Annotated in this window: 14 protein-coding genes; 6 read left to right on the top strand and 8 right to left on the bottom strand. The window is 54.2% G+C overall.

Annotated elements, in window-relative coordinates:
- Positions 1–28 precede the first annotated feature (28 nt).
- Both RGQ30_RS12470 and RGQ30_RS12465 read right to left on the bottom strand, forming a co-directional pair.
- Positions 29–1,624: a chemotaxis protein CheW gene (locus tag RGQ30_RS12470; protein WP_130557911.1), complete on the bottom strand. Its 1,596-nt coding sequence runs from the start codon at positions 1,622–1,624 to the stop codon at positions 29–31.
- On the bottom strand, positions 1,621–4,074 hold the full coding sequence (locus RGQ30_RS12465; protein ID WP_130557912.1) for a methyl-accepting chemotaxis protein: 2,454 nt from the start codon (positions 4,072–4,074) through the stop codon (positions 1,621–1,623). The genes RGQ30_RS12470 and RGQ30_RS12465 overlap by 4 nt, the downstream gene beginning before the upstream one ends.
- A 284-nt stretch (positions 4,075–4,358) precedes the next feature.
- Here RGQ30_RS12465 and RGQ30_RS12460 point away from each other — a divergent pair, with 284 nt between their 5' ends.
- A complete protein-coding gene (locus RGQ30_RS12460) occupies positions 4,359–4,619 on the top strand; it encodes a DUF4212 domain-containing protein (RefSeq protein WP_130557913.1) in 261 nt (86 codons plus the stop codon).
- Positions 4,620–4,631: 12 nt separating this feature from the next.
- The gene (locus RGQ30_RS12455) at positions 4,632–6,434 is read left to right on the top strand and encodes a sodium:solute symporter family protein (protein ID WP_130557914.1); all 1,803 of its coding nucleotides are present in this window, start codon (positions 4,632–4,634) and stop codon (positions 6,432–6,434) included.
- Between the two features lie 137 nt (positions 6,435–6,571).
- Here RGQ30_RS12455 and RGQ30_RS12450 read toward each other — a convergent pair whose 3' ends face one another.
- Positions 6,572–7,027 carry a YkvA family protein gene (locus tag RGQ30_RS12450; protein WP_130557915.1) on the bottom strand — a complete coding sequence of 152 codons (456 nt, stop codon included), beginning with the start codon at positions 7,025–7,027 and terminating at the stop codon, positions 6,572–6,574.
- 33 nt (positions 7,028–7,060) lie between these two features.
- Here RGQ30_RS12450 and RGQ30_RS12445 point away from each other — a divergent pair, with 33 nt between their 5' ends.
- A complete protein-coding gene (locus RGQ30_RS12445) occupies positions 7,061–7,582 on the top strand; it encodes an SRPBCC family protein (RefSeq protein WP_130557916.1) in 522 nt (173 codons plus the stop codon).
- Positions 7,579–8,655 (top strand): putative solute-binding protein, encoded by a 1,077-nt coding sequence (locus tag RGQ30_RS12440; protein ID WP_130557917.1) that lies wholly within the window; start codon positions 7,579–7,581, stop codon positions 8,653–8,655. The genes RGQ30_RS12445 and RGQ30_RS12440 overlap by 4 nt, the downstream gene beginning before the upstream one ends.
- Before the next feature lie 12 nt (positions 8,656–8,667).
- On the opposite strand, the gene RGQ30_RS12435 is transcribed toward RGQ30_RS12440, so the two are convergent.
- The 5 genes from RGQ30_RS12435 to trxA all read right to left on the bottom strand — a co-directional run bounded on the left by RGQ30_RS12435 (position 8,668) and on the right by trxA (position 12,472).
- Positions 8,668–9,168 (bottom strand): TPM domain-containing protein, encoded by a 501-nt coding sequence (locus RGQ30_RS12435; protein ID WP_130557918.1) that lies wholly within the window; start codon positions 9,166–9,168, stop codon positions 8,668–8,670.
- A gap of 2 nt (positions 9,169–9,170) precedes the next feature.
- Positions 9,171–10,034 (bottom strand): TPM domain-containing protein, encoded by an 864-nt coding sequence (locus tag RGQ30_RS12430; RefSeq protein ID WP_130557919.1) that lies wholly within the window; start codon positions 10,032–10,034, stop codon positions 9,171–9,173.
- Between the two features lie 14 nt (positions 10,035–10,048).
- Entirely contained in the window at positions 10,049–10,666 is a 618-nt protein-coding gene (locus RGQ30_RS12425) for a LemA family protein (RefSeq protein WP_338284461.1), read from the bottom strand.
- Between the two features lie 95 nt (positions 10,667–10,761).
- Entirely contained in the window at positions 10,762–12,018 is a 1,257-nt protein-coding gene (gene rho, locus RGQ30_RS12420) for a transcription termination factor Rho (RefSeq protein ID WP_008250210.1), read from the bottom strand.
- Positions 12,019–12,142: 124 nt separating this feature from the next.
- Positions 12,143–12,472, bottom strand: coding sequence for a thioredoxin TrxA (gene trxA / locus RGQ30_RS12415; RefSeq protein WP_130557920.1), 330 nt, complete (start codon positions 12,470–12,472; stop codon positions 12,143–12,145).
- 186 nt (positions 12,473–12,658) lie between these two features.
- Between trxA and RGQ30_RS12410 the strand changes: the two genes are divergently transcribed.
- Together RGQ30_RS12410 and RGQ30_RS12405 are read left to right on the top strand one after the other, a co-directional pair.
- Positions 12,659–15,190: a PD-(D/E)XK nuclease family protein gene (locus tag RGQ30_RS12410; RefSeq protein WP_130557921.1), complete on the top strand. Its 2,532-nt coding sequence runs from the start codon at positions 12,659–12,661 to the stop codon at positions 15,188–15,190.
- Entirely contained in the window at positions 15,183–18,494 is a 3,312-nt protein-coding gene (locus tag RGQ30_RS12405) for a UvrD-helicase domain-containing protein (RefSeq protein WP_338284459.1), read from the top strand. The genes RGQ30_RS12410 and RGQ30_RS12405 overlap by 8 nt, the downstream gene beginning before the upstream one ends.
- Positions 18,495–18,504 lie beyond the last annotated feature (10 nt).

Raw genomic sequence — 18,504 nt, 5'->3', positions numbered from 1 at the left:
AGTGTTTCAGGATTCACTGCCATATTCTTTAAGCCGTGTATTTTGTCATACCCCCGGAATGGTCAATCTTGGGTGTATCCAGCATTTGGGTGGGTTCAAGCGGGTGTCTTTCCCCTTGCTGCAAGGTACGGTTGGCTTGCAAGTTGAAGTCAATCAATTCGACGAGGTTTTTTTGTCCCTGTAACATGACTTCGACGAGTTGCTGGTTTTCCCGCGCAACCGTCCGTTCGGTTCGCTGGGTGCCCAATACGGGTATCTTCGGTGACCACAAAGCGTGTTCAATGGCTTTCAATTCGCCCACGGCAAAACCGGTTTTTTGACCTCCATGGTCTACCACCAGCACATTGCTGGTTTCATTCAGTGATTGCCGTGCAAGCCCCATGTGTTGGGCCAGGTCCGTGACGGGTATCGCCTGCCCGCGGTGTGTGATGAACCCCTTGAGCGCCTGCCCCGCAGCGAAAGCCTGAACCACGCCCCGGTAAGGCAGAACCTCCGAGACTTGCTCAATGTGCACCGCATAAGGTTGATCCATTTCGAACAGAATCACCCGTTCATCACGCGGTGCTGCCGGATCAAGTGCGTTTCCGGTTTGCACGGTCGGGCTCTTGTCCAGCTCGGCCAGGTGGATAACCCGGGCAAGGTCTTTCAATCCTGTGTCGTTCAGAAAGCCCGATGCTTCCAGCACAAAGTAGTGCGAGGCATCAGTCTCGCTGTCATAAACCTGGCTGGCCGGTACAACCTTGCAGACATTGCCTGGCCTGACAGCCTGCACACGCGGCAGGCCAATTTGTGCGCTGGCGGGTATGCGCACAATGTCTAGGATTTGATCGATCAGCAGGGCCATCGCCCCTTCCTTGTAACAAATAACAATGGCTTGCTTGTTTGTCGTGCCAACTGCGCTTCGGCCCATGTCCAGGTACTCGCTCAGTTCCACGGCCGGGATCAACCTGCCTCGATAGGGCACGTTGCCTTTGTAGAACCCTTGGGCCATCTCGGCGGGTAGCAATTGCGGTCGTGCAATGGTTGTTTCAATGTCGCTGGGGTTGATGGCATACAACAGGCCGCCACTTTTCATGAGCAACAAGGACAATGTGTCCAAAGTGGCCAATGCGTTGGCCTGCGTGGCGGTCGCGGGATCCGTCATGAACAAGGCTTGCCTGTGCGGTTCCGGATCTTTAACCGCCGACAGGCCAGGCAGTTCAAACAGTGCGCGACATGACATCACAAGCAGTGGGGCGGTGTCGGGTGCCGGGCGCAAACTGCCCTGGATCAGCTTCCCCACGGCGTCGCCCGAAAGCAGGGGGGTCATGTCCAGCGGGTTGCTGAAAAAAAGCCCACCCACTGCGCTGGCCAGCAAGCCTGTCAGCCTTCCCTCGAATTCAATCAGTACCACGCAGTCTTGCGCACCCTGTTGGCATTCACGTCCACTCAATGCGAGCAGGTCGATCACCGGAATGGTCACACCGCGAACAACCAGACCACCCCGAATCCAGGGTTGCACCCCGGGCATGGCCTGAAATTCACAGACCGGCAGCACTTCGCGCAGGTGTTCCATGGGCATGGCCAGGTTCATGTCGTGTACACGAAACGCGCCATAGCCTTGAAGCTGGGTTTGGGTATTCATGCAAGCTGGCCCTTGCGTGTGCTGACAGACAAGGCTTGAATCAGTTCGATGACATGTTGCGCGTCTTCACGCTGTGATTCAACCCGCTGCATGACTTCACCCATGACTTCGCTGGTGCTGTTCAAGGTGTTGACGATGTACTCGATCTTGCTGGCTGCCTGGTCACTTTCTTCCAGGCTTTCCCCTACTTGTGCAATCGATTCTTCAATCAGCACTGCGATTTCCTTGGCAGCTGTACTGCTGTTTTCTGCAAGTTTCCGAACTTCGGATGCCACCACTGAAAACCCCACGCCATGCTGGCCCGCACGCGCCGCTTCAATAGCTGCATTGAATGCGAGCAGGTTGGTCTGGTTGGCGGTATCGCCAATTGCGCGCACAATCTCCGCAACTTTCTGTGCGCCGTGCTGTATGGCCTGGTTGGCAGCCATGGACCGCTTCAATTCCTTGTGGCCAAGTTGGGCAGATTCCAGGCTTTGGTCTGCCGATTTTGCAACGCGTGCAGAGTCTTTCACCACCAGGTCAATGCGTTCAATGACCTGGTTCAATCGGGCGCGCATCAATTCGGTTTTTTGATTGATGCTTTGTTCTAGTTGCACTTCCTTGGTCACATCGTAGGCGTACTTCACAACTTTTGTGACCTGTCCGTTCAAATCCAGAATCGGGTTGTAGGTGGCCTGAATCCAGACATCACGGTTGAATTTGCCCACTCGGTGAAAGCGCCCGCTGATGAATTTTCCTTCATTCAGGCGCAGCCAGAAATCCCGGTACTCTTCACTCTGCGTGTATTCCAGCGTGCAGAAAATGCTGTGATGCTGTCCCTGAATTTCACGCGAGGTATAACCCATGGCGTTGAGAAAGTTTCTGTTGGCACTCAATACATGGCCGTCCAGATCAAACTCGATGACAGCCTGCCCCAGGTTGATGGCCTCCACTTTGGCTTCAAACTCGGAATTTTTCAGTTTGCTTTGCGTGACATCGCTTGCAAACTTGACCACCTTCACCAGGTTGCCACGTGGATCATAAATCGGGTTGTAGGTGGCTTGAATCCACACCTCTCGCCCACCTTTGGCCAGGCGCTTGTATTCGCCAGATTCAAACTGTCCGCGCCCCAAACTTTCCCAGAAGGCTTGGTACTGTGGCGTGGCCGCATAGGTTGGGTCCACAAACAGACGGTGGTGACGACCGATGATTTCTTCCTGAGCGTATCCCATCAGTTTCAGGAAATTGCTGTTGGCGGTTAGTACCTTGCCTGTCATGTCGAACTCGATCACTGCCTGTGACCTGTCGATTGCGCCAAGTTTTCCTTCCGAATCAAGCCGCGCCAGCTTGGCTTCCGTGATGTCTTGCACCATGACCACGACTTTGATTAGTTGGCCGTCCAGACCTATCACGGGGCTGCGCGATCCAGACAACCAGATTTCCTTGTTGCCCACGCCTTTGAGTCGAAACTCACCCGACACGCTGGTGCCTTCGCGCAAGGCATTCCAGGTATTGAAGTATGTGCTGTCCGAGCGTTCATCGTCGAACATCAAAAAGCTTTCGGTTTTGTCGGCAAGGTCAACTTTGCTGTAACCAAGCGCTTTTTGCATCAGTGAATTGCTGCCGATGATGCGTCCTTCAGCATCCAGTTCCATGATGCAATTGGTGCACGACACTGATTCCATCCGGGCCTGCGTTTCGATCGATTGCAACTTGGTTTGGGTCACATCGCTGCAAAACTTCACCACCTTGAGCGGTTTGCCTTCCAGATCAAGAATCGGGTTGTAACTGGCCTGGATCCAGATGCGTTTGCCTTGTTTGCCAACACGCAGATATTCACCCGAATCAAATTCACCTTGCCCAAGCTTGCGCCAGAACGCCCTGTAGGTAACACTGCCGCGCTCTTCCTTTTCCACGAAAACACTGTGGTGCTGGCCCACAATCTCCTCAAGCTCATAACCTGTCAGGGCCAGAAAGTTGTCATTGGCATGCAGGATATTCCCGGTGAGATCGAACTCCACCACACCTTGTGATCGGTTGATTGCACTGACTTTGCCCTCGTTGTCCATGGCTTTGAGTTTCGCGGTTGTGATGTCAATTGCCATTTCGATCACCGACACCACCTGCCCGTGTTCATCCCTAACGGGGGTGTAGTTGGACTGGATGTAAATTTCACGGCCTTGAGAGGCCAAGCGAAGAAACTCGCCGGTTTGGAAGCCGCCTTCTCGCAGCGTATTCCAAAAGTGCTCATAGTCATCCGAGCCCACAGTGCCGGGAGCGCAGAACATGCTGTGGTGCTTGCCCAATACTTGGTCTTCAGCATACCCAAATGTGTTCAGAAAATTGTCATTCGCATTGAGCACATTGCCGTTCAAGTCAAATTCAATGCAGGCCTGGTTGGCTGCAACTGCATTAAGAATGCGTGCGCTGTGATTGGGCTCGGTATTGAACTGCGAGGTTTGTGAATTCATGGATTGCCTTGATGTCGAAAGGGTTAGCTCAATTGGGGTAATTGCAATTGTGTGTATTTCGACCGCTGGCTCATCAATTGAAAACTAAGGTAAATCCACGTCTGTTGCGTGTTTGCCTTGAATACTTGTTCTCAGCATTTGATTTCACAAAAATTAATCTTTCGTCAGTTAAGTTTGACGTAAGTTTACATTTCGATACTTGACATCAAGCCAAAGTCCGGGGAGGGATGTGACCTCGTATTCCCGTCGTATGGCCAACAACAACCCTAAAAAGGAGACAAGCGATGAGTAACCCAAAAGGCGGTGATGCCTACTGGAAAGCGACACTCGGCCTGTTGACCAAAATCATGATCGTTTGGTTTTTGGTGTCATATGGTGCGGGCATTCTGTTTGTTGAGCAGCTCAATCAGTTCAGCATCGGTGGTTATCCACTGGGCTTCTGGTTTGCCCAACAAGGTTCCATTTACGTGTTCATTGTGCTCATTTTCTACTATGCGAAGAAAATGGGTCAGATTGACCGTGAACACGACGTCGACGAACAGTAAGGAGACCTGTAAATGGATTTGCAAACAATCACCTACGTCATCGTAGGGTTGAGTTTTGCGCTGTACCTCGGTATCGCGTTCTGGGCTCGTGCAGGCAGCACGGGCGAATTTTATGTGGCTGGCGGTGGTGTTCACCCCGTGGCCAACGGCATGGCCACTGCGGCTGACTGGATGTCCGCTGCGTCCTTCATTTCCATGGCTGGTTTGATCGCCAACATGGGCTACGGCGGTTCCGTGTTCCTGATGGGTTGGACCGGTGGTTATGTGTTGCTGGCGATGTTGCTGGCCCCGTACCTGCGCAAGTTCGGCAAGTTCACGGTGCCCCAGTTCATTGGTGATCGTTACTACTCCACCACGGCCCGTACGGTGTCCGTGATCTGTTTGCTGGTTGCTTCCATTACTTACGTAATCGGGCAGATGACCGGTGTGGGCGTGGCCTTCTCCCGATTCCTTGGCGTGTCGTCTGAAGTGGGTATTTATGTGGGTATGGGTATTGTGTTTGTGTACGCGGTATTCGGCGGCATGAAAGGCATTACCTACACGCAGATTGCACAGTATGTTGTGCTGATTTTCGCGTACACCATTCCTGCGATCTTCATTTCCCTGAACCTGACTGGCAACCCCTTGCCACAACTTGGTCTGGGTTCCGACATGCTGGCCAATGGCCAACCCATGCTGGCCACACTGGACAAGGTTGTGACTGATCTGGGTTTCAGCACCTACACCACCACACCGGCGGGTAGCTACCTCAATACCTTTTTCTACACTATCAGCTTGATGATTGGTACCGCGGGCCTGCCCCACGTGATCATTCGTTTCTTCACCGTTCCGACAGTGGCTGATGCCCGTTCATCTGCTGGCTGGGCATTGGTGTTCATTGCAATTCTGTACACCACAGCCCCTGCTGTTGGCGCAATGGCCCGTTACAACCTGCATGCCACTGTGAATACCAATGTGGCCACCGGTGGTGACTTGTTTGCGCCTGAAGCCCAACTGCTGAACGAACAAAAGCCGGCCTGGATGGATCGCTGGGCAGAAACCGGCCTGTTGAAGTTCGAAGACAAGAACGGCGATGGTCGCGTTCAGTACTACAACGACAAGTCCAAAGACGAAGCGTTCCTGGCCAAGGCAGAAGCTGCAGGCTGGAAAGGCAGTGAGATGGAAGTGAACGCCGACATCATGGTGCTGGCCAACCCTGAAATTGCACTGTTGCCCAACTGGGTGATCGCCTTGGTAGCGGCGGGTGGTCTGGCTGCTGCGCTGTCAACTGCTGCTGGTTTGTTGTTGGCGATTTCTTCCGCAGTGTCTCATGACTTGATTAAAGGCGTATTCAATCCCAATATTTCTGAAAAGAGCGAATTGCTGGCCGGCAAGATTTCCATGGCTGGTGCAATTGTTCTGGCCGGTTACCTGGGCTTGAACCCACCTGGCTTCGCGGCCGGTACCGTGGCCTTGGCCTTCGGTATTGCTGCATCGTCCCTGTTCCCCGTGATCATGATGGGCATTTTTTCCAAGAAAATGAATTCGAGCGGCGCCATTGCAGGCATGTTGTCTGGCCTGGCAGTTACCCTGTTCTACGTGTTTGCACACAAGGGCATTCTGTTCATCAAGGGCACCGAGTATGTGGACATGGTTGGAGGGGCAAATGGCTGGTTCGGTATTACACCTGAAGCCATTGGCACAGTGGGTGCCATGGTCAACTTTGCTGTGGCTTACGCCGTCAGCAAGGTAACTGCACCACCCCCAGAACACATTCAACACTTGGTTGAAGATGTTCGTACGCCACGTGGATCGGGCATGGCCACAGGTCACTGATCGAAGTTTTTACACCATCGTCTTCAATGAAAGGCGGGGATGGAAGTCATTGAAAACCCGGTGATTACTCACCGGGTTTTTTTACGTCTGGATTTGCCAAGGCTTTGTTTTCTAGAATAAAACGTTTACTACCAGTCTTAAAAAAATGCTCCAATGGCCTCGAATTGCGCATGTACCCAAGGGTGACTGGCCAGTGCCGCCACCAGCACAGCGGCCAGCAGCAACAGGCCCAGTGGCTTCAAAGGGCTTTTTTTGACGGGTGCTGCACTGGATTTAGACCGGTTTTGTTGAACAGGCTGTTGCGTGGTTTGAACGTTTTCAGGCATCGGCAGGCTGTTTTTGACCCTTTCTGGGACCACTTTGCCTAAAAACCACATGGCTGCGGAAATCACCACCAAGTCATCGGTGATGCCGAAGAGGACCAAGAAGTCGGGAATCATGTCGATTGGGCTGAACAGGTAAGCCACTACAGCCAGCATGAAACCCTTGATCCATTTGGGCGTGTCGGCGTGGCGAAAGGCATGCCATAGCATTCGGCCATGGGTTTTCAAGGCTTTGAGTTTAGTCAGAATTGGAAAAAAACGTGTGAACATGCGCAGTACCCAACATTCAATAGAGGACTTATTGTGACCCAAGCACCTTTGATGATCCAGCGCTCGTGCCGTATTCCTGTGCCTTTGACTGATTGTTTCGCGATTTATTCCCGCCTGAAGGCGGATGAATATATTCACAGCGACGCGGTGATTGCACCGATCACAAATATCGAAATGATTCGGGGCGAGGCCTTCAACGAGGTGGGGGATATTCAACGCATCACCTTCAAGGGCGGCGCGGTGATCGATGAAGAGGTGTTGGCTTTCGTGCCCAACCGGCAGTTTGTCTACAAGGGCACGGGCTTTAGCCAGCCCTTGTTGAACTGGCTGGATCATGCCAAGGGCTCTTTTGAATTTGAAAAGGATGGTGACGGCACCCTGGTGACCTGGCGCTACCTGTTTTATCTCAACCCAGGCTTGGGCTTTATGCCCAAACGAACAATCTTCAAGGCGGTTGTGGTGGATTTGATCTGGCATCGAATGATGACCAAAACGCTGGTGAACCTCACCCAGATCATCACCTTGCGTGCCTTGCAAAACGGAAACAACTCATGAATAAATTTCTTGATGCCACATTGAAGTTTGTGGCCTTTCTCGGCTTGACGCTGGGGCTGATGTTCAGTGTACAAGGCCAGGCTCTGGCTCAAACTGTAAATGGCAAGGAGCCCCGGATCTGCGTATTTGACCTGTTGGGCGCCAAAGGGCCGATTTTTAATCTGGCCCAAGAGTATGCCTTGGATGGTCGAAAAAACGGTTACGGCTTCAACCCGGTGGTCTACACCAATGAATCCGTGGCTGCCAAAGATTTCGAGATCGGTGAATGTGACGGTTTGGTGGCCACCGGCATTCGCACACGAAAGTACAACAGTTTCACGGGTAGTCTGGACGCAGTTGGCGGCTTGCCCAATTACGACGCGGTGCTTCTCGCATTGAAGTCCATGGCCAGCCCGCAGTTGCAACCCGTCATGCAGCAAAGTGATTTTGAAGTGGGGGGTGTGTTGCCATTTGGCACGGCCTATGTGTTTGTGCGCGATCGGGAAATCAATTCCCTGTCCAAGGCTGCGGGCAAGCGCGTTGCGGCTTTGTCGCACGATGAGTCGCAACGCAAGCTGATTGAACAGGTGGGTGCGCAGCCCATTTCTGCCGACGTGTCCAATTACGGATCCATGTTCAACAACGGCGCAGTCGACATCATTGTGGCCCCTTCCATCGCCTATTCACCGCTGGAACTTTACAAAGGCCTGGGCAAGAAAGGCGCCATTATTCAGCTGCCTGTGGCCATGGTCACTTACCAGATCATTCTGCGCAAATCGAAATTCCAACCGGGTTCAGGCCAAAAGCTGCGTGCGTATGTGGCGCAGGAAATGCCCAAGGCCCTGGAGGCTGTCAAGAAAATTGACCGTCAGATTCCGGACAAAGCCTGGTTGAAAATGACCGATGCGGACAAGGCGGAATACACCACCATGATGCGTGAAGCACGCATCAGCTTGAGCAAGGATGGGGTGTACGATGGCTGCGCACTGCGTTTGCTGAAAAAAGTACGTTGTTCAATCGACGGCAAAGCCTCTGAATGCAGCCTGCCTGAGGGCTATGTGGTGCCAAAAAGCTGCCCCGTTGCACCCATGTAAAAGGGTGCTTGATCAGCCTACCACCACGGGTGTGTCGGGAAGTTCATTCTTGCCACCCCCGTTGTGCGGGAAATGGGCAATCAGTTGTTGGCTGACTGCCTGAATGCAGGTCTTCGCACCTTCTTCGAACTGGCCTTGTGCAAAAGCGGCCTGAATTCCACGACACAGCTCGCCCCAGTATTCAGAATCCACCTTGGCATCAATGCCACGGTCAGCGACAATTTCAATCGCATGGTCGGCCAGCAGGATGTAAATCAACACCCCGTTGTTCAGTTCAGTGTCCCAGACATGCAGGTCGCTGAACACTTCAATGGCCCGTTGACGCGGCGTTTGCCCTTGTAGCAACGGCCTGAATTCCAGCGCACTTTCCACTGCAAATCGAATTTCGCCGGAATGCTGCATTTCGCTGGCCTTGATGGTGTGTGCAATGTGCTCAAGGCGCGTTGGCGTAAAAACTTGCCGCACATGCCTTTCGGCTGTCACAAGGTGCTTGAGTATGCGTTGAATGTTCATCATCACCACCTTCCCGACGCACCGCCGCCACCAAAGCCACCCCCACCTCCGCCGAAGCCGCCACCGCCAAATCCACCACCTCGTCGGCCACCGCCTCCACCAAAACCACCACCCAGCCCGCCAAGCCTGCCCATGCCGCCTGTATTTCCAAACAGGGTTATTACAGCAGCCGCAATTGCCGCAAGAATGGCAATGATTACTGTGCCTGCAAACAGCCAGGCCACCACGAACACCACACCACCCGTGGCCATGGCTGCGGGCAATTTGCCAATCGCCTTGCGCAGGCCACCACCCAGGAATATCGCCAGCATGAACAGCAAGGGAGCCATTTCTTCAACAGTACTCCCTTTGGACTTGGCTGGTGTTTTAACGGGTTCGGGCAAGGGTTCGCCTTCAATCACCTTCATCATTTGGTCCACACCGGCGGCGATACCACCCGCGACATCACCCTGACGGAACTGCGGAATGATGATTTCCTCGATGATTCGTTTGGATGTGATGTCGGTCAGCGCCCCTTCAAGGCCGTAGCCCACTTCAATGCGCAATGCCCGGTCTTGCAGGGCCACGACCAGAATGGCACCGTCGTCGATTTTCTTGCGGCCAATTTTCCAGGCTTCCGCCACGCGCAGGGAATACTGCTCGATTTCCTCCGGCTTGGTGGTTTGTACCAGCAACACGGCGATCTGACTGCCTTTGGCCGTCTCGAACGCCTGAAGTTTCTGGATCAGTTCGGCCTGTTGCGCAGCGTTCAGTTTGTCCGTGGTGTCCACCACCTGTGCAGTCAATGCCGGTACTGGCACCTGGGCCTGTGAAAGCGCTGGCGCAAACAGGATGAATGCACAAAGGCAAAACCGAATGAAAGCCATGGGGGTTACCTTTATCACTTCGTGCCGAAATCAACAGTGGGTGGTTTTGAAATGGCTGCTTCATTCTCAACGGTGAAGCTGGGTTTGACTGCGTACCCCATCGCCATGGCCGTCAGGTTGTTGGGGAAAGACCGCACCGTGATGTTGTATTCCTGAACAGATTGAATGTAGCGGTTGCGCGCCACTGTGATGCGGTTTTCAGTGCCTTCCAGTTGGGCCTGCAGATCACGGAAGCCTTGGTTGGCCTTCAGGTTCGGATAGTTTTCAGTGACCAACAGCAGGCGAGACAAAGCACCTTTCAGTTCACCCTGTGCCTGCTGGAATCTGTTGAAGGCTTCCGGGTCATTGATCAGTTCAGGCGTGGCCTGAATCGATGTGGCCTTGGCCCGAGCTTCCACAACCTGTGTCAGTGTTTCCTGCTCAAAATTGGCCTCGGCCTTGACCACATTCACCAGGTTGGGCACCAGGTCGGCACGGCGCTGGTACTGGTTCAGTACTTCAGCCCAGGCGGCTTTGACCTGTTCGTCGGTGGTTTGAATGGTGTTGTAGCCGCAACCACTCAGGGTCAGCGCAAACAGCAGGGCAAATACAGGCATTGCACGGGAAAATACACTGGAAAGTACGCGGGTCATTCGAAAGCTCCTGGGCAAAGGATGGCGGTGGCCTTGGGGGCATGATACAAAAAAATAAGGCGAGGGAAAAAATTCACCTCGCCTCACTTTGTTGCTTACTTCTTCATCATTTCGAAGAATTCGGCGTTGTTCTTGGTCTGCCGGATCTTGTCCATCAGGAACTCCATTGCCGCTATTTCGTCCATGTCGTGCAGCAGGCGGCGCAGCACCCAGATCTTTTGCAGCAGATCGGGCTTGATCAGCAGTTCTTCGCGACGTGTCGACGAGCGGTTGATGTTGATGGCTGGGTACACACGCTTTTCCGCCATGCGGCGTTCCATGTGGATTTCCATGTTGCCGGTACCCTTGAATTCTTCGTAAATCACTTCATCCATGCGGGAACCGGTGTCCACCAGTGCCGTGGCGATGATGGTCAGTGAGCCACCTTCTTCAATGTTACGGGCCGCACCAAAGAAACGCTTGGGACGGTGCAGTGCGTTGGCGTCCACACCACCGGTCAGTACCTTGCCGGAGGAGGGCACCACCGTGTTGTAGGCACGCGCCAGGCGGGTAATGGAGTCAAGCAGAATGACCACGTCGCGCTTGTGTTCAACCAGGCGCTTGGCCTTTTCGATCACCATTTCAGCAACCTGAACGTGGCGCGTTGCAGGTTCATCAAACGTGGAGGCAATCACTTCGCCACGCACGGAGCGCATCATTTCCGTCACTTCTTCCGGACGTTCGTCGATCAACAACACAATCAAGGTAATGTCGGGGTGATTCGCGGTGATGGCATGCGCAATGTGCTGCAGCATCACGGTTTTACCCGACTTGGGTGGTGCCACCAACAAGCCGCGCTGGCCTTTGCCGATTGGAGCCACCAGGTCGATAATCCGGCCAGTGTTGTTTTCTTCGCCGCGCATGTCGCGCTCCAGCTTCAAAGGCTGGTTCGGGTGCAACGGTGTCAGGTTTTCAAACAGGATTTTGTGTTTGCTGGCTTCAGGCGCTTCGCCGTTGACCTTGTCCACTTTCACCAGTGCGAAATAACGCTCACCGTCTTTCGGGGTGCGAACCTCACCTTCAATGCTGTCACCGGTGTGCAGGTTGAAGCGGCGAATCTGGCTGGGAGAAATATAAATGTCGTCCGGGCTGGCCAGGTAAGAAGTTTCTGGCGAGCGCAGGAAGCCAAACCCGTCAGGCAGCACTTCAAGCACACCATCACCGAAAATTTGTTCACCGTTCTTGGCACGCTTTTTCAGGATTGCAAACATCAATTCCTGTTTGCGCATGCGGTTGGCATTCTCGATTTCCAGGCCACCAGCCACTTCAAGCAGGGCAGAGACGTGTTGCGTTTTTAGTTCAGATAGATACATATTGTTTTGCTGTGTGTAGGTGGCGAATGCCGCGAGGTGATCAGGTTAACGAAGGATGGAGGTAGTACTGAGGCGAGGTGTTTTGAAACCCGGCACGAGGCCGGGTTACTCGATTCTTTTAATTTTACAGGTGGCTGTCAATGAACGCGGCCAGCTGTGATTTGGACAATGCGCCCACTTTCGTCGCTACAACTGCGCCGTCTTTGAACAGCATCAAGGTTGGAATCCCACGGATGCCGTACTTGGCAGGCGTTTCGGAATTCTCGTCCACGTTCATTTTTGCAATTTGCAGTTTGCCTTTGTATTCAGCCGACAGGTCATCCAGAATCGGGGCGATCATTTTGCAAGGACCACACCATTCAGCCCAGTAATCCACCAGCACAGGGCCGGCAGTTTTCAAAACATCGCTGTCGAAAGATGCGTCACTGACGTGTTTGATCAGGTCACTGCTCATTTAATTCCTCAAGTGGGTAATTGCTTTGGAGGTGTTCACAAAGCGCATCTGGGTGGTTAAAACGCACGCGCAGACAATGAAAGTTCTTTATTTAAGAAAATGCTATTCTGAATGGTACAGCGAAATTGAACAGAAACACAAATCCATGCCGGTTTTCACAGTCTAAACGCACACCAAACACACGTTTTGAGTCAATACATTACCTCCGACACGCCTTTTGAGGCCACTCCTTTTACAGCTGCACTTGACTGGCTTGAGCAATCCCGCATTTTACCCAGTGACGTGCTGTGGGTCATGCCGCGCATTGAAACCGTATCGGATTTCAGACGCCAGTGGGCCCGCCATCACCAAGGCCAGTCCACGCTGGGGCCTTGGGTTCAAACCGCTGACCGCCTGAGCCAGCCCAATGCGATGGGTCCCTGGCTGGCCTTGCAGGCTGACCTGGTTGGTGTATTGCGCGAATTGCCCCGTCTGGCTGGTGGCTCGTCCCGCGCGCAATTGTGGGCCTTGGCCCAGGAATATCTTGAACTGGCCTTGCGCCAGGTGCTGGTGCAAAAACGCAACACAAGTGCATTGGCGCATTATTCGGAGAACAATGCCTTTGCGGCGGAAGAAGCACAGGTGGTGGCCACATTGGCCCAAACCTATGCCACGGAATTGACCGCCTTGCTGCCTGCGCGGGCCGTCCCGGAACACAGGGAACCGAAACAGGTGGTCTGGTTTGATGATGGTGAAACCATACCGGGACTTTGGCTTGAATTGTTTTATCCCGACGCACCGGTGCAAGTGTTCAGCCTGCCCGCCATTGAAGGGCCAAAGCCCTGGCACGATCTCTGTACAAGGCGGTTTGCGCAGCAGCCCAGCCGGGTGGTGTTGCAGGTCGCCCCCGATGAAACCACGCAGGCGCAGCAGGCGGCCCATCAAATTCTGGATTGGTTGCGTCATGAGCCTGGCACCGAGATTGCAGTGGCTGTGCTGGATCGTCTCGCAGCCCGCAGGCTGGTGGGGTTACTGGCGCAGTTTGGGGTGCTGGTGGACGACCGCACAGGTTGGCGATTGTCCACTTCCAGCGTGGCCGGCTGGTTTGATCGCTTGTTGCAGCAGTATCTTGAGCACGGCCAGATAACATGCATTGCCCAGCCTTTCACCGGCGTGCTGCTGGAGCAACTTGAACCTTGGGCTTTCGGAAAAGAAGGCAACAGCCACACCTTGTGCCAATGGGCCTCCGCATTTTCTGATCTGTTTGCGAAATACAAACTTGATTTGGACTTGCAGCAGGATGAAGCCGGCCGACAGTTGCTGACTGTGCTTGGCCTGATGCGCCAGGTGCCCGCACAAACCAGGTTTGATGCGCGCGAATTTGTGGCCGCCTGGCAAAGTTGGGCCGAGTCGCAACGGTTCAGGCCGCAGGACATCGAAAGCCCGGTTCGCATGGTGCCCCTGTTGAGTACGCGCATGCAGCAGTTCAAGCGCGTGTTGGTCCTGGGCTGCGCGCAGTCGCATTTTCAGGAAAGTCCGCCGGGTCTGCTTCCACCTGCCGTGGCGCAGGAATTGGGTTTTGCCGGGCCGCGCCTGGCACGAATCCAGAAGGTATCCGCCCTTCATGAGTTGCTTCTGAATAGTGGACAAATCACCTTGCTGCACAGCGCACAAGTCGCGGGCAAACCGGAAGTGCTCTTGCCTGAACTGACGTGGCTCGATATCGTATTGCGCGACACCGCGCGCCACGACATGCAGCAAATGGATTCGCACTGGTCTTCCCGCTGGCACAGGCAATTGCCAAACCACGAAGTTCAAGTGCGAGAGCAGGCTGAGCCGCCACTGGAGTTAGCGGCATTACCAGCTGGAAGTTCAAAGCCGGAGTCGCTTCGTGTGACTGCGCTGGACGATTGGGTGGCTTGCCGCCTGCGCTTTGGCTTGAAACATGCATTGCCATGGCCTGCGCAGTACGACGACAGCGCCATGCGCTATGAGCAATTGCGCGGTATTTTTGTACACAAGGTGCTGGAAAAAACAGCGCAACACATGGCAAATGCCGGTGACGCTACAAACCAGCTTGAATTCTGGAAACAAGCCTTGTTGAATCAGGCCCAGGCGGTGTGGGGCAAGCTCGATTTGACTGACCGTGCCACGGTTTATCCATTTCTGAAATTCTTTGAACAGATTGTGCCGCGTGTGGCCGGCAAACTGATGGAACGCAAAATTCAAGGCTGGCAATTCAAGGGCGCCGAGCAAACGGTTGAACATCCCTTGATGCTTCAACCCAGCGGTGCTGTAGTCACTTTGAAAGGGCGGGTTGACCGTCTCGATGTTCGCGGTCAGGAACTTGGCATTTCCGACATCAAGTTCACCAAGCCTTCCGTGTTGAAAAAACGATTGCAAGAGCCGCTTTCGCAGCCACAATTGCCCGCCTACCAGGCCATGCTGAACAGCCCCACTGCCCAACTGGATTTTCTGGGGCTTCACAAGGACGAGGTGGATTGGGTCACCTTCCCGCCCTTGACCGATGAATGGCGTCAGCACGGTTTCAATTCATGGGGCGAAGTGTTGCTTGGCGAACTGGCCCATGAACTGGACAGGTTTTTTTCCGGTTCAGCCGTGTGGCAGGCCAACCCTGGCGATGCGTGCGAATGGTGTGCTGTGCGCGGTGTGTGCAGGCCTGAAAGCCTGCCCGAATTCGCGGATGAAACACTGGGCGAGGAGGGCGATGATGAGTGAGTCAATCATTGAGTCAATGAGTGAGCCAAAACCCGACTTCACCGGTATTGCCTGCAACCCCGCAAACAGCGTAGTAGTTGAGGCCTGCGCGGGCAGCGGAAAAACCTGGTTGCTCACGGCACGCCTGTTTCGCCTGTTGCTCGATGGGGCGCGGCCAGATCAAATTCTGGCCATTACTTTCACGCGCAAAGCCGCGCAGGAAATGCAAGAACGTTTGTTCAGCCTGTTGCGGGAATGCGCCTTGCTCGATGAAGTACAACTGCGCAAGCTGTTGACTGAACGGGGTGCTTTGCCCACAGAGGCCAATTTGCAAAAAGCCCGCGCGCTGGCGGGCGAGGTGCTGACCAATTCGCGCGGTGTGACCATTGACACATTTCACGGGTGGTTTGCATCCCTTTGCCAAATGGCACCATTGGCCAGCGGATTTTCCAGGCAAAGTGAACCCACCGATCAAACCGCATTCTGGATGGATGCCGCAATTGATGCGCTTACCGAAGATTTGCTGCAGGGCGCGCAACCCGCCGAACTGCTGACTGCCCTCGACACGCTGGCAGCACACATGGACCGCGCGGTGATGCGGCAAGTGCTGCGCATCGCATTGAGCAACCGCGTGGCTTGTAGCCTGTGGCTTGGCAATCGCGAAGCACCCCCTTTGAACGCCGTGTTCGGCATTGAAGATCACCAGCAATGGCCGGTCGAGGTGTTGAAGTCGCCAGCCTTTGTTGCACTGTGGTGGACCGCCGCACAATGGCTGGCCATGGGCACGCCCAAGCAGAAAGAACATGCCAATACCATTGAAAAAGCACTGACTGGTCTTGAGAATCAAACGACCAGTTTGATTGAGGTTTTTGGGCAGTTGAAAGCCCTGTGCCTGACCGGCAAGAACGAGCCCGCCAAGTTGTTTTGCAAACCCACTGGTGGCCAGTTGAAAAGTGGTCTGGATGAAACCACCTACGTGCAATTCTTTGAAGGTTTGGCAAATCAGTTTGTTCAGGCTTTGCAGCTTGAAAAAGACCAAAGCGACCTGCTGGCCACGCGCGCATTGCAGGTGTTGATTGAGCCCTTGTTCGACACCTACAAAACCATCAAGGCAGAACAGGGCCTGTGCGACTTTGATGACCTTGAAGCCACCGCATTGCGCATGTTGATGGACGATGAACAACGCGCCTACATGCAGCAAAAACTGGACACGCGCGTGCGCCATTTGCTGGTGGACGAGTTTCAGGACACCAACCCGGTGCAATGGAACATCCTGAAACTTTGGCTGCAGGATTACAGTGGCGATGACAAACCCAGTGTATTTCTTGTGGGCGACCCCAAGCAGTCGATTTACCGATTTCGCCGTGCCGAGGCTCGGCTGTTCAACCACGCCCGGCAATGGCTGATTGAATACTTCGGTGCTCGAACTTTGGAATCTGACTCCACCCGCCGTTGCTCAAAGGCTGTTGTGGATGTGGTGAACCAGGTTTTTGAATCAGGCAATACACGAGGGCAAACCGCTTTTCGCGCCCACACCAGCTTGGCGGAAACGGAAATGGCCAGCACACCAGTACGGCAAATGGGCGGCCTTCATGTTTACCCAAAAATTGCCAAAGAACACAGTGGACCTGATGAAGCCAGGCAGGTGGTGCAAACACTTCAACATTGGTTGAAGCAGGGCAGTATCGACCACCTCAGCCAGGTCATGGTGTTGATTCGCGCCCACCAAAGTGGCTTACCTTTGATGGCGGCCTTGCGTGAAGCAGGCCTGGCGTACACCATCAAAGACAAGGGCGAGCGTTACACCTCGGTGGTCTGGTCGGACACCATTGCCTTGCTTGGTTTTCTGAATGACCCCAATCAGAATCTGTACTTGCTGCAATTGCTGCGTTGCCCCCTGATCGCCTTGTCATCGGCTAGGTTTCAGGTCTTGCTCGGCGCAGCCCACAGCACGCAGACCACCACCGTGTGGGCCACGCTTGTGGCATTGGCTGAACAGGGCGATTCAGCCTGGGGCGGTCTGCATGCAATGTTGTTACGGTGGTTGAACATGGCGCGTGCGCTGCCCTTGTTTGAAACCCTGACCACCGTGGTTGAAGACACACAGGCCTCGGAAAAATACCTTAATACTGCGTCACCTCGCCAGCGCGTGATGATGGCCGAACACTGGGACTGGCTGAAGGCTTGGGCACTGGGGCTGAACAAGGGGCGTTTCCCGGATTTGCAACAGGCTTTGGATGAGGCGCTGAAATTGCAAACCTATGCCAGCTCGGACAGCGAGGGGGCACCTGCCAACCCCGACGTTCTGCGCATCATGACCGTGCATTCTGCCAAGGGGTTGGAGGCGGATCATGTCTGGCTGTTCGATGCGAATTCCTCGCCCAAGCCGGGTGGTAGCAACGCCGGTTTGCTCATTGACTGGGAACTGGGCGAGTCGCATCCTGATTCCGTCACGGTGATGTCCAACCTTGGCAACACCAGCCCGGGCCGTTCTGCTGCGCAAACGATTGAAAAACAGGCTTATGCCGACGAAGAAGATCACCTGCTCTACGTGGCATTGACCCGTGCCCGCCATTCCATTCACCTCAGTGGCAGTGAAAAGCGCGGGGCGGCCAAAGGCTGGTATGAGCGTCTGCTGCCTTTTGCCACAGAAATTCACGACAACTGGCTTGATGCCGATGGGGCTGCCAAACCTCTTGAACAACCAGCAGGTTTGTTGCCGCAGCAGTTTGAATTGACGGGTCTGTTTGATCCACCCGCCTTGTGGGTCAGGCCACAATTTCCTGTGCTGCAAGCCTTGAGCAAACCTGTGGGCAAAGTGGTGCCGCGCCCTGATTCTCCCGAGTTGCGCAAGGGCACGGCCTGGCATGCTGCGCTGGAATGGGTCGACGAACTGGCTGAGACGGACTTTCAGGGTTGGTGGTCGAAAGTACAACTTCGCTGTGAAATGATGTTTCGCCCCTTGCGCGATGACGAGTTAATGCACGTGGAACAGGCCTGCCGCCTGCTCGCGGAGAAAGTTGAATTGCAGCCCTGGATGCAGGGGGCAAAAGCCAGCCAACACCGTGTGTTCAATGAACTGGAATGGGTTCGGGGTGATGGTCGTTCATTGCGTGCAGACCGGGTACTTGAATTGCACGATCGTTTCCTTGTGCTGGATTACAAGTGGGCTGTGACCGAGCTGAATTTGCCCGATTACACCCGGCAAGTGCTTGAATACGTGGGCTTAGTGGACCAAACCTTGAACCGTGGCTGCAAACCAGCCCCTACACAAGCTGCCTTGATTGACCGCCACGGCGAAGTTCACTGGCTGACTTCGGTGTAGAATTCAGTTT

Origin of the sequence: Limnobacter thiooxidans, assembly GCF_036323495.1 — a bacterium.
In the GTDB taxonomy this organism is placed as follows: domain Bacteria; phylum Pseudomonadota; class Gammaproteobacteria; order Burkholderiales; family Burkholderiaceae_B; genus Limnobacter; species Limnobacter thiooxidans.
The sequence above is the reverse complement of the archived record's forward strand: the minus strand, read 5'-3'. Positions and strand labels throughout refer to the sequence as shown.

Coding starts and splice junctions, on each gene's coding strand:
- RGQ30_RS12460 (WP_130557913.1), top strand. CDS start 4,359: ATGAGTAACCCAAAAGGCGGTGATGCCTACTGGAAAGCGACACTCGGC.
- RGQ30_RS12405 (WP_338284459.1), top strand. CDS start 15,183: ATGAGTGAGTCAATCATTGAGTCAATGAGTGAGCCAAAACCCGACTTC.
- RGQ30_RS12455 (WP_130557914.1), top strand. CDS start 4,632: ATGGATTTGCAAACAATCACCTACGTCATCGTAGGGTTGAGTTTTGCG.
- RGQ30_RS12430 (WP_130557919.1), bottom strand. CDS start 10,034: ATGGCTTTCATTCGGTTTTGCCTTTGTGCATTCATCCTGTTTGCGCCA.
- RGQ30_RS12435 (WP_130557918.1), bottom strand. CDS start 9,168: ATGAACATTCAACGCATACTCAAGCACCTTGTGACAGCCGAAAGGCAT.
- RGQ30_RS12425 (WP_338284461.1), bottom strand. CDS start 10,666: ATGACCCGCGTACTTTCCAGTGTATTTTCCCGTGCAATGCCTGTATTT.
- RGQ30_RS12440 (WP_130557917.1), top strand. CDS start 7,579: ATGAATAAATTTCTTGATGCCACATTGAAGTTTGTGGCCTTTCTCGGC.
- rho (WP_008250210.1), bottom strand. CDS start 12,018: ATGTATCTATCTGAACTAAAAACGCAACACGTCTCTGCCCTGCTTGAA.
- trxA (WP_130557920.1), bottom strand. CDS start 12,472: ATGAGCAGTGACCTGATCAAACACGTCAGTGACGCATCTTTCGACAGC.
- RGQ30_RS12470 (WP_130557911.1), bottom strand. CDS start 1,624: ATGAATACCCAAACCCAGCTTCAAGGCTATGGCGCGTTTCGTGTACAC.
- RGQ30_RS12450 (WP_130557915.1), bottom strand. CDS start 7,027: ATGTTCACACGTTTTTTTCCAATTCTGACTAAACTCAAAGCCTTGAAA.
- RGQ30_RS12465 (WP_130557912.1), bottom strand. CDS start 4,074: ATGAATTCACAAACCTCGCAGTTCAATACCGAGCCCAATCACAGCGCA.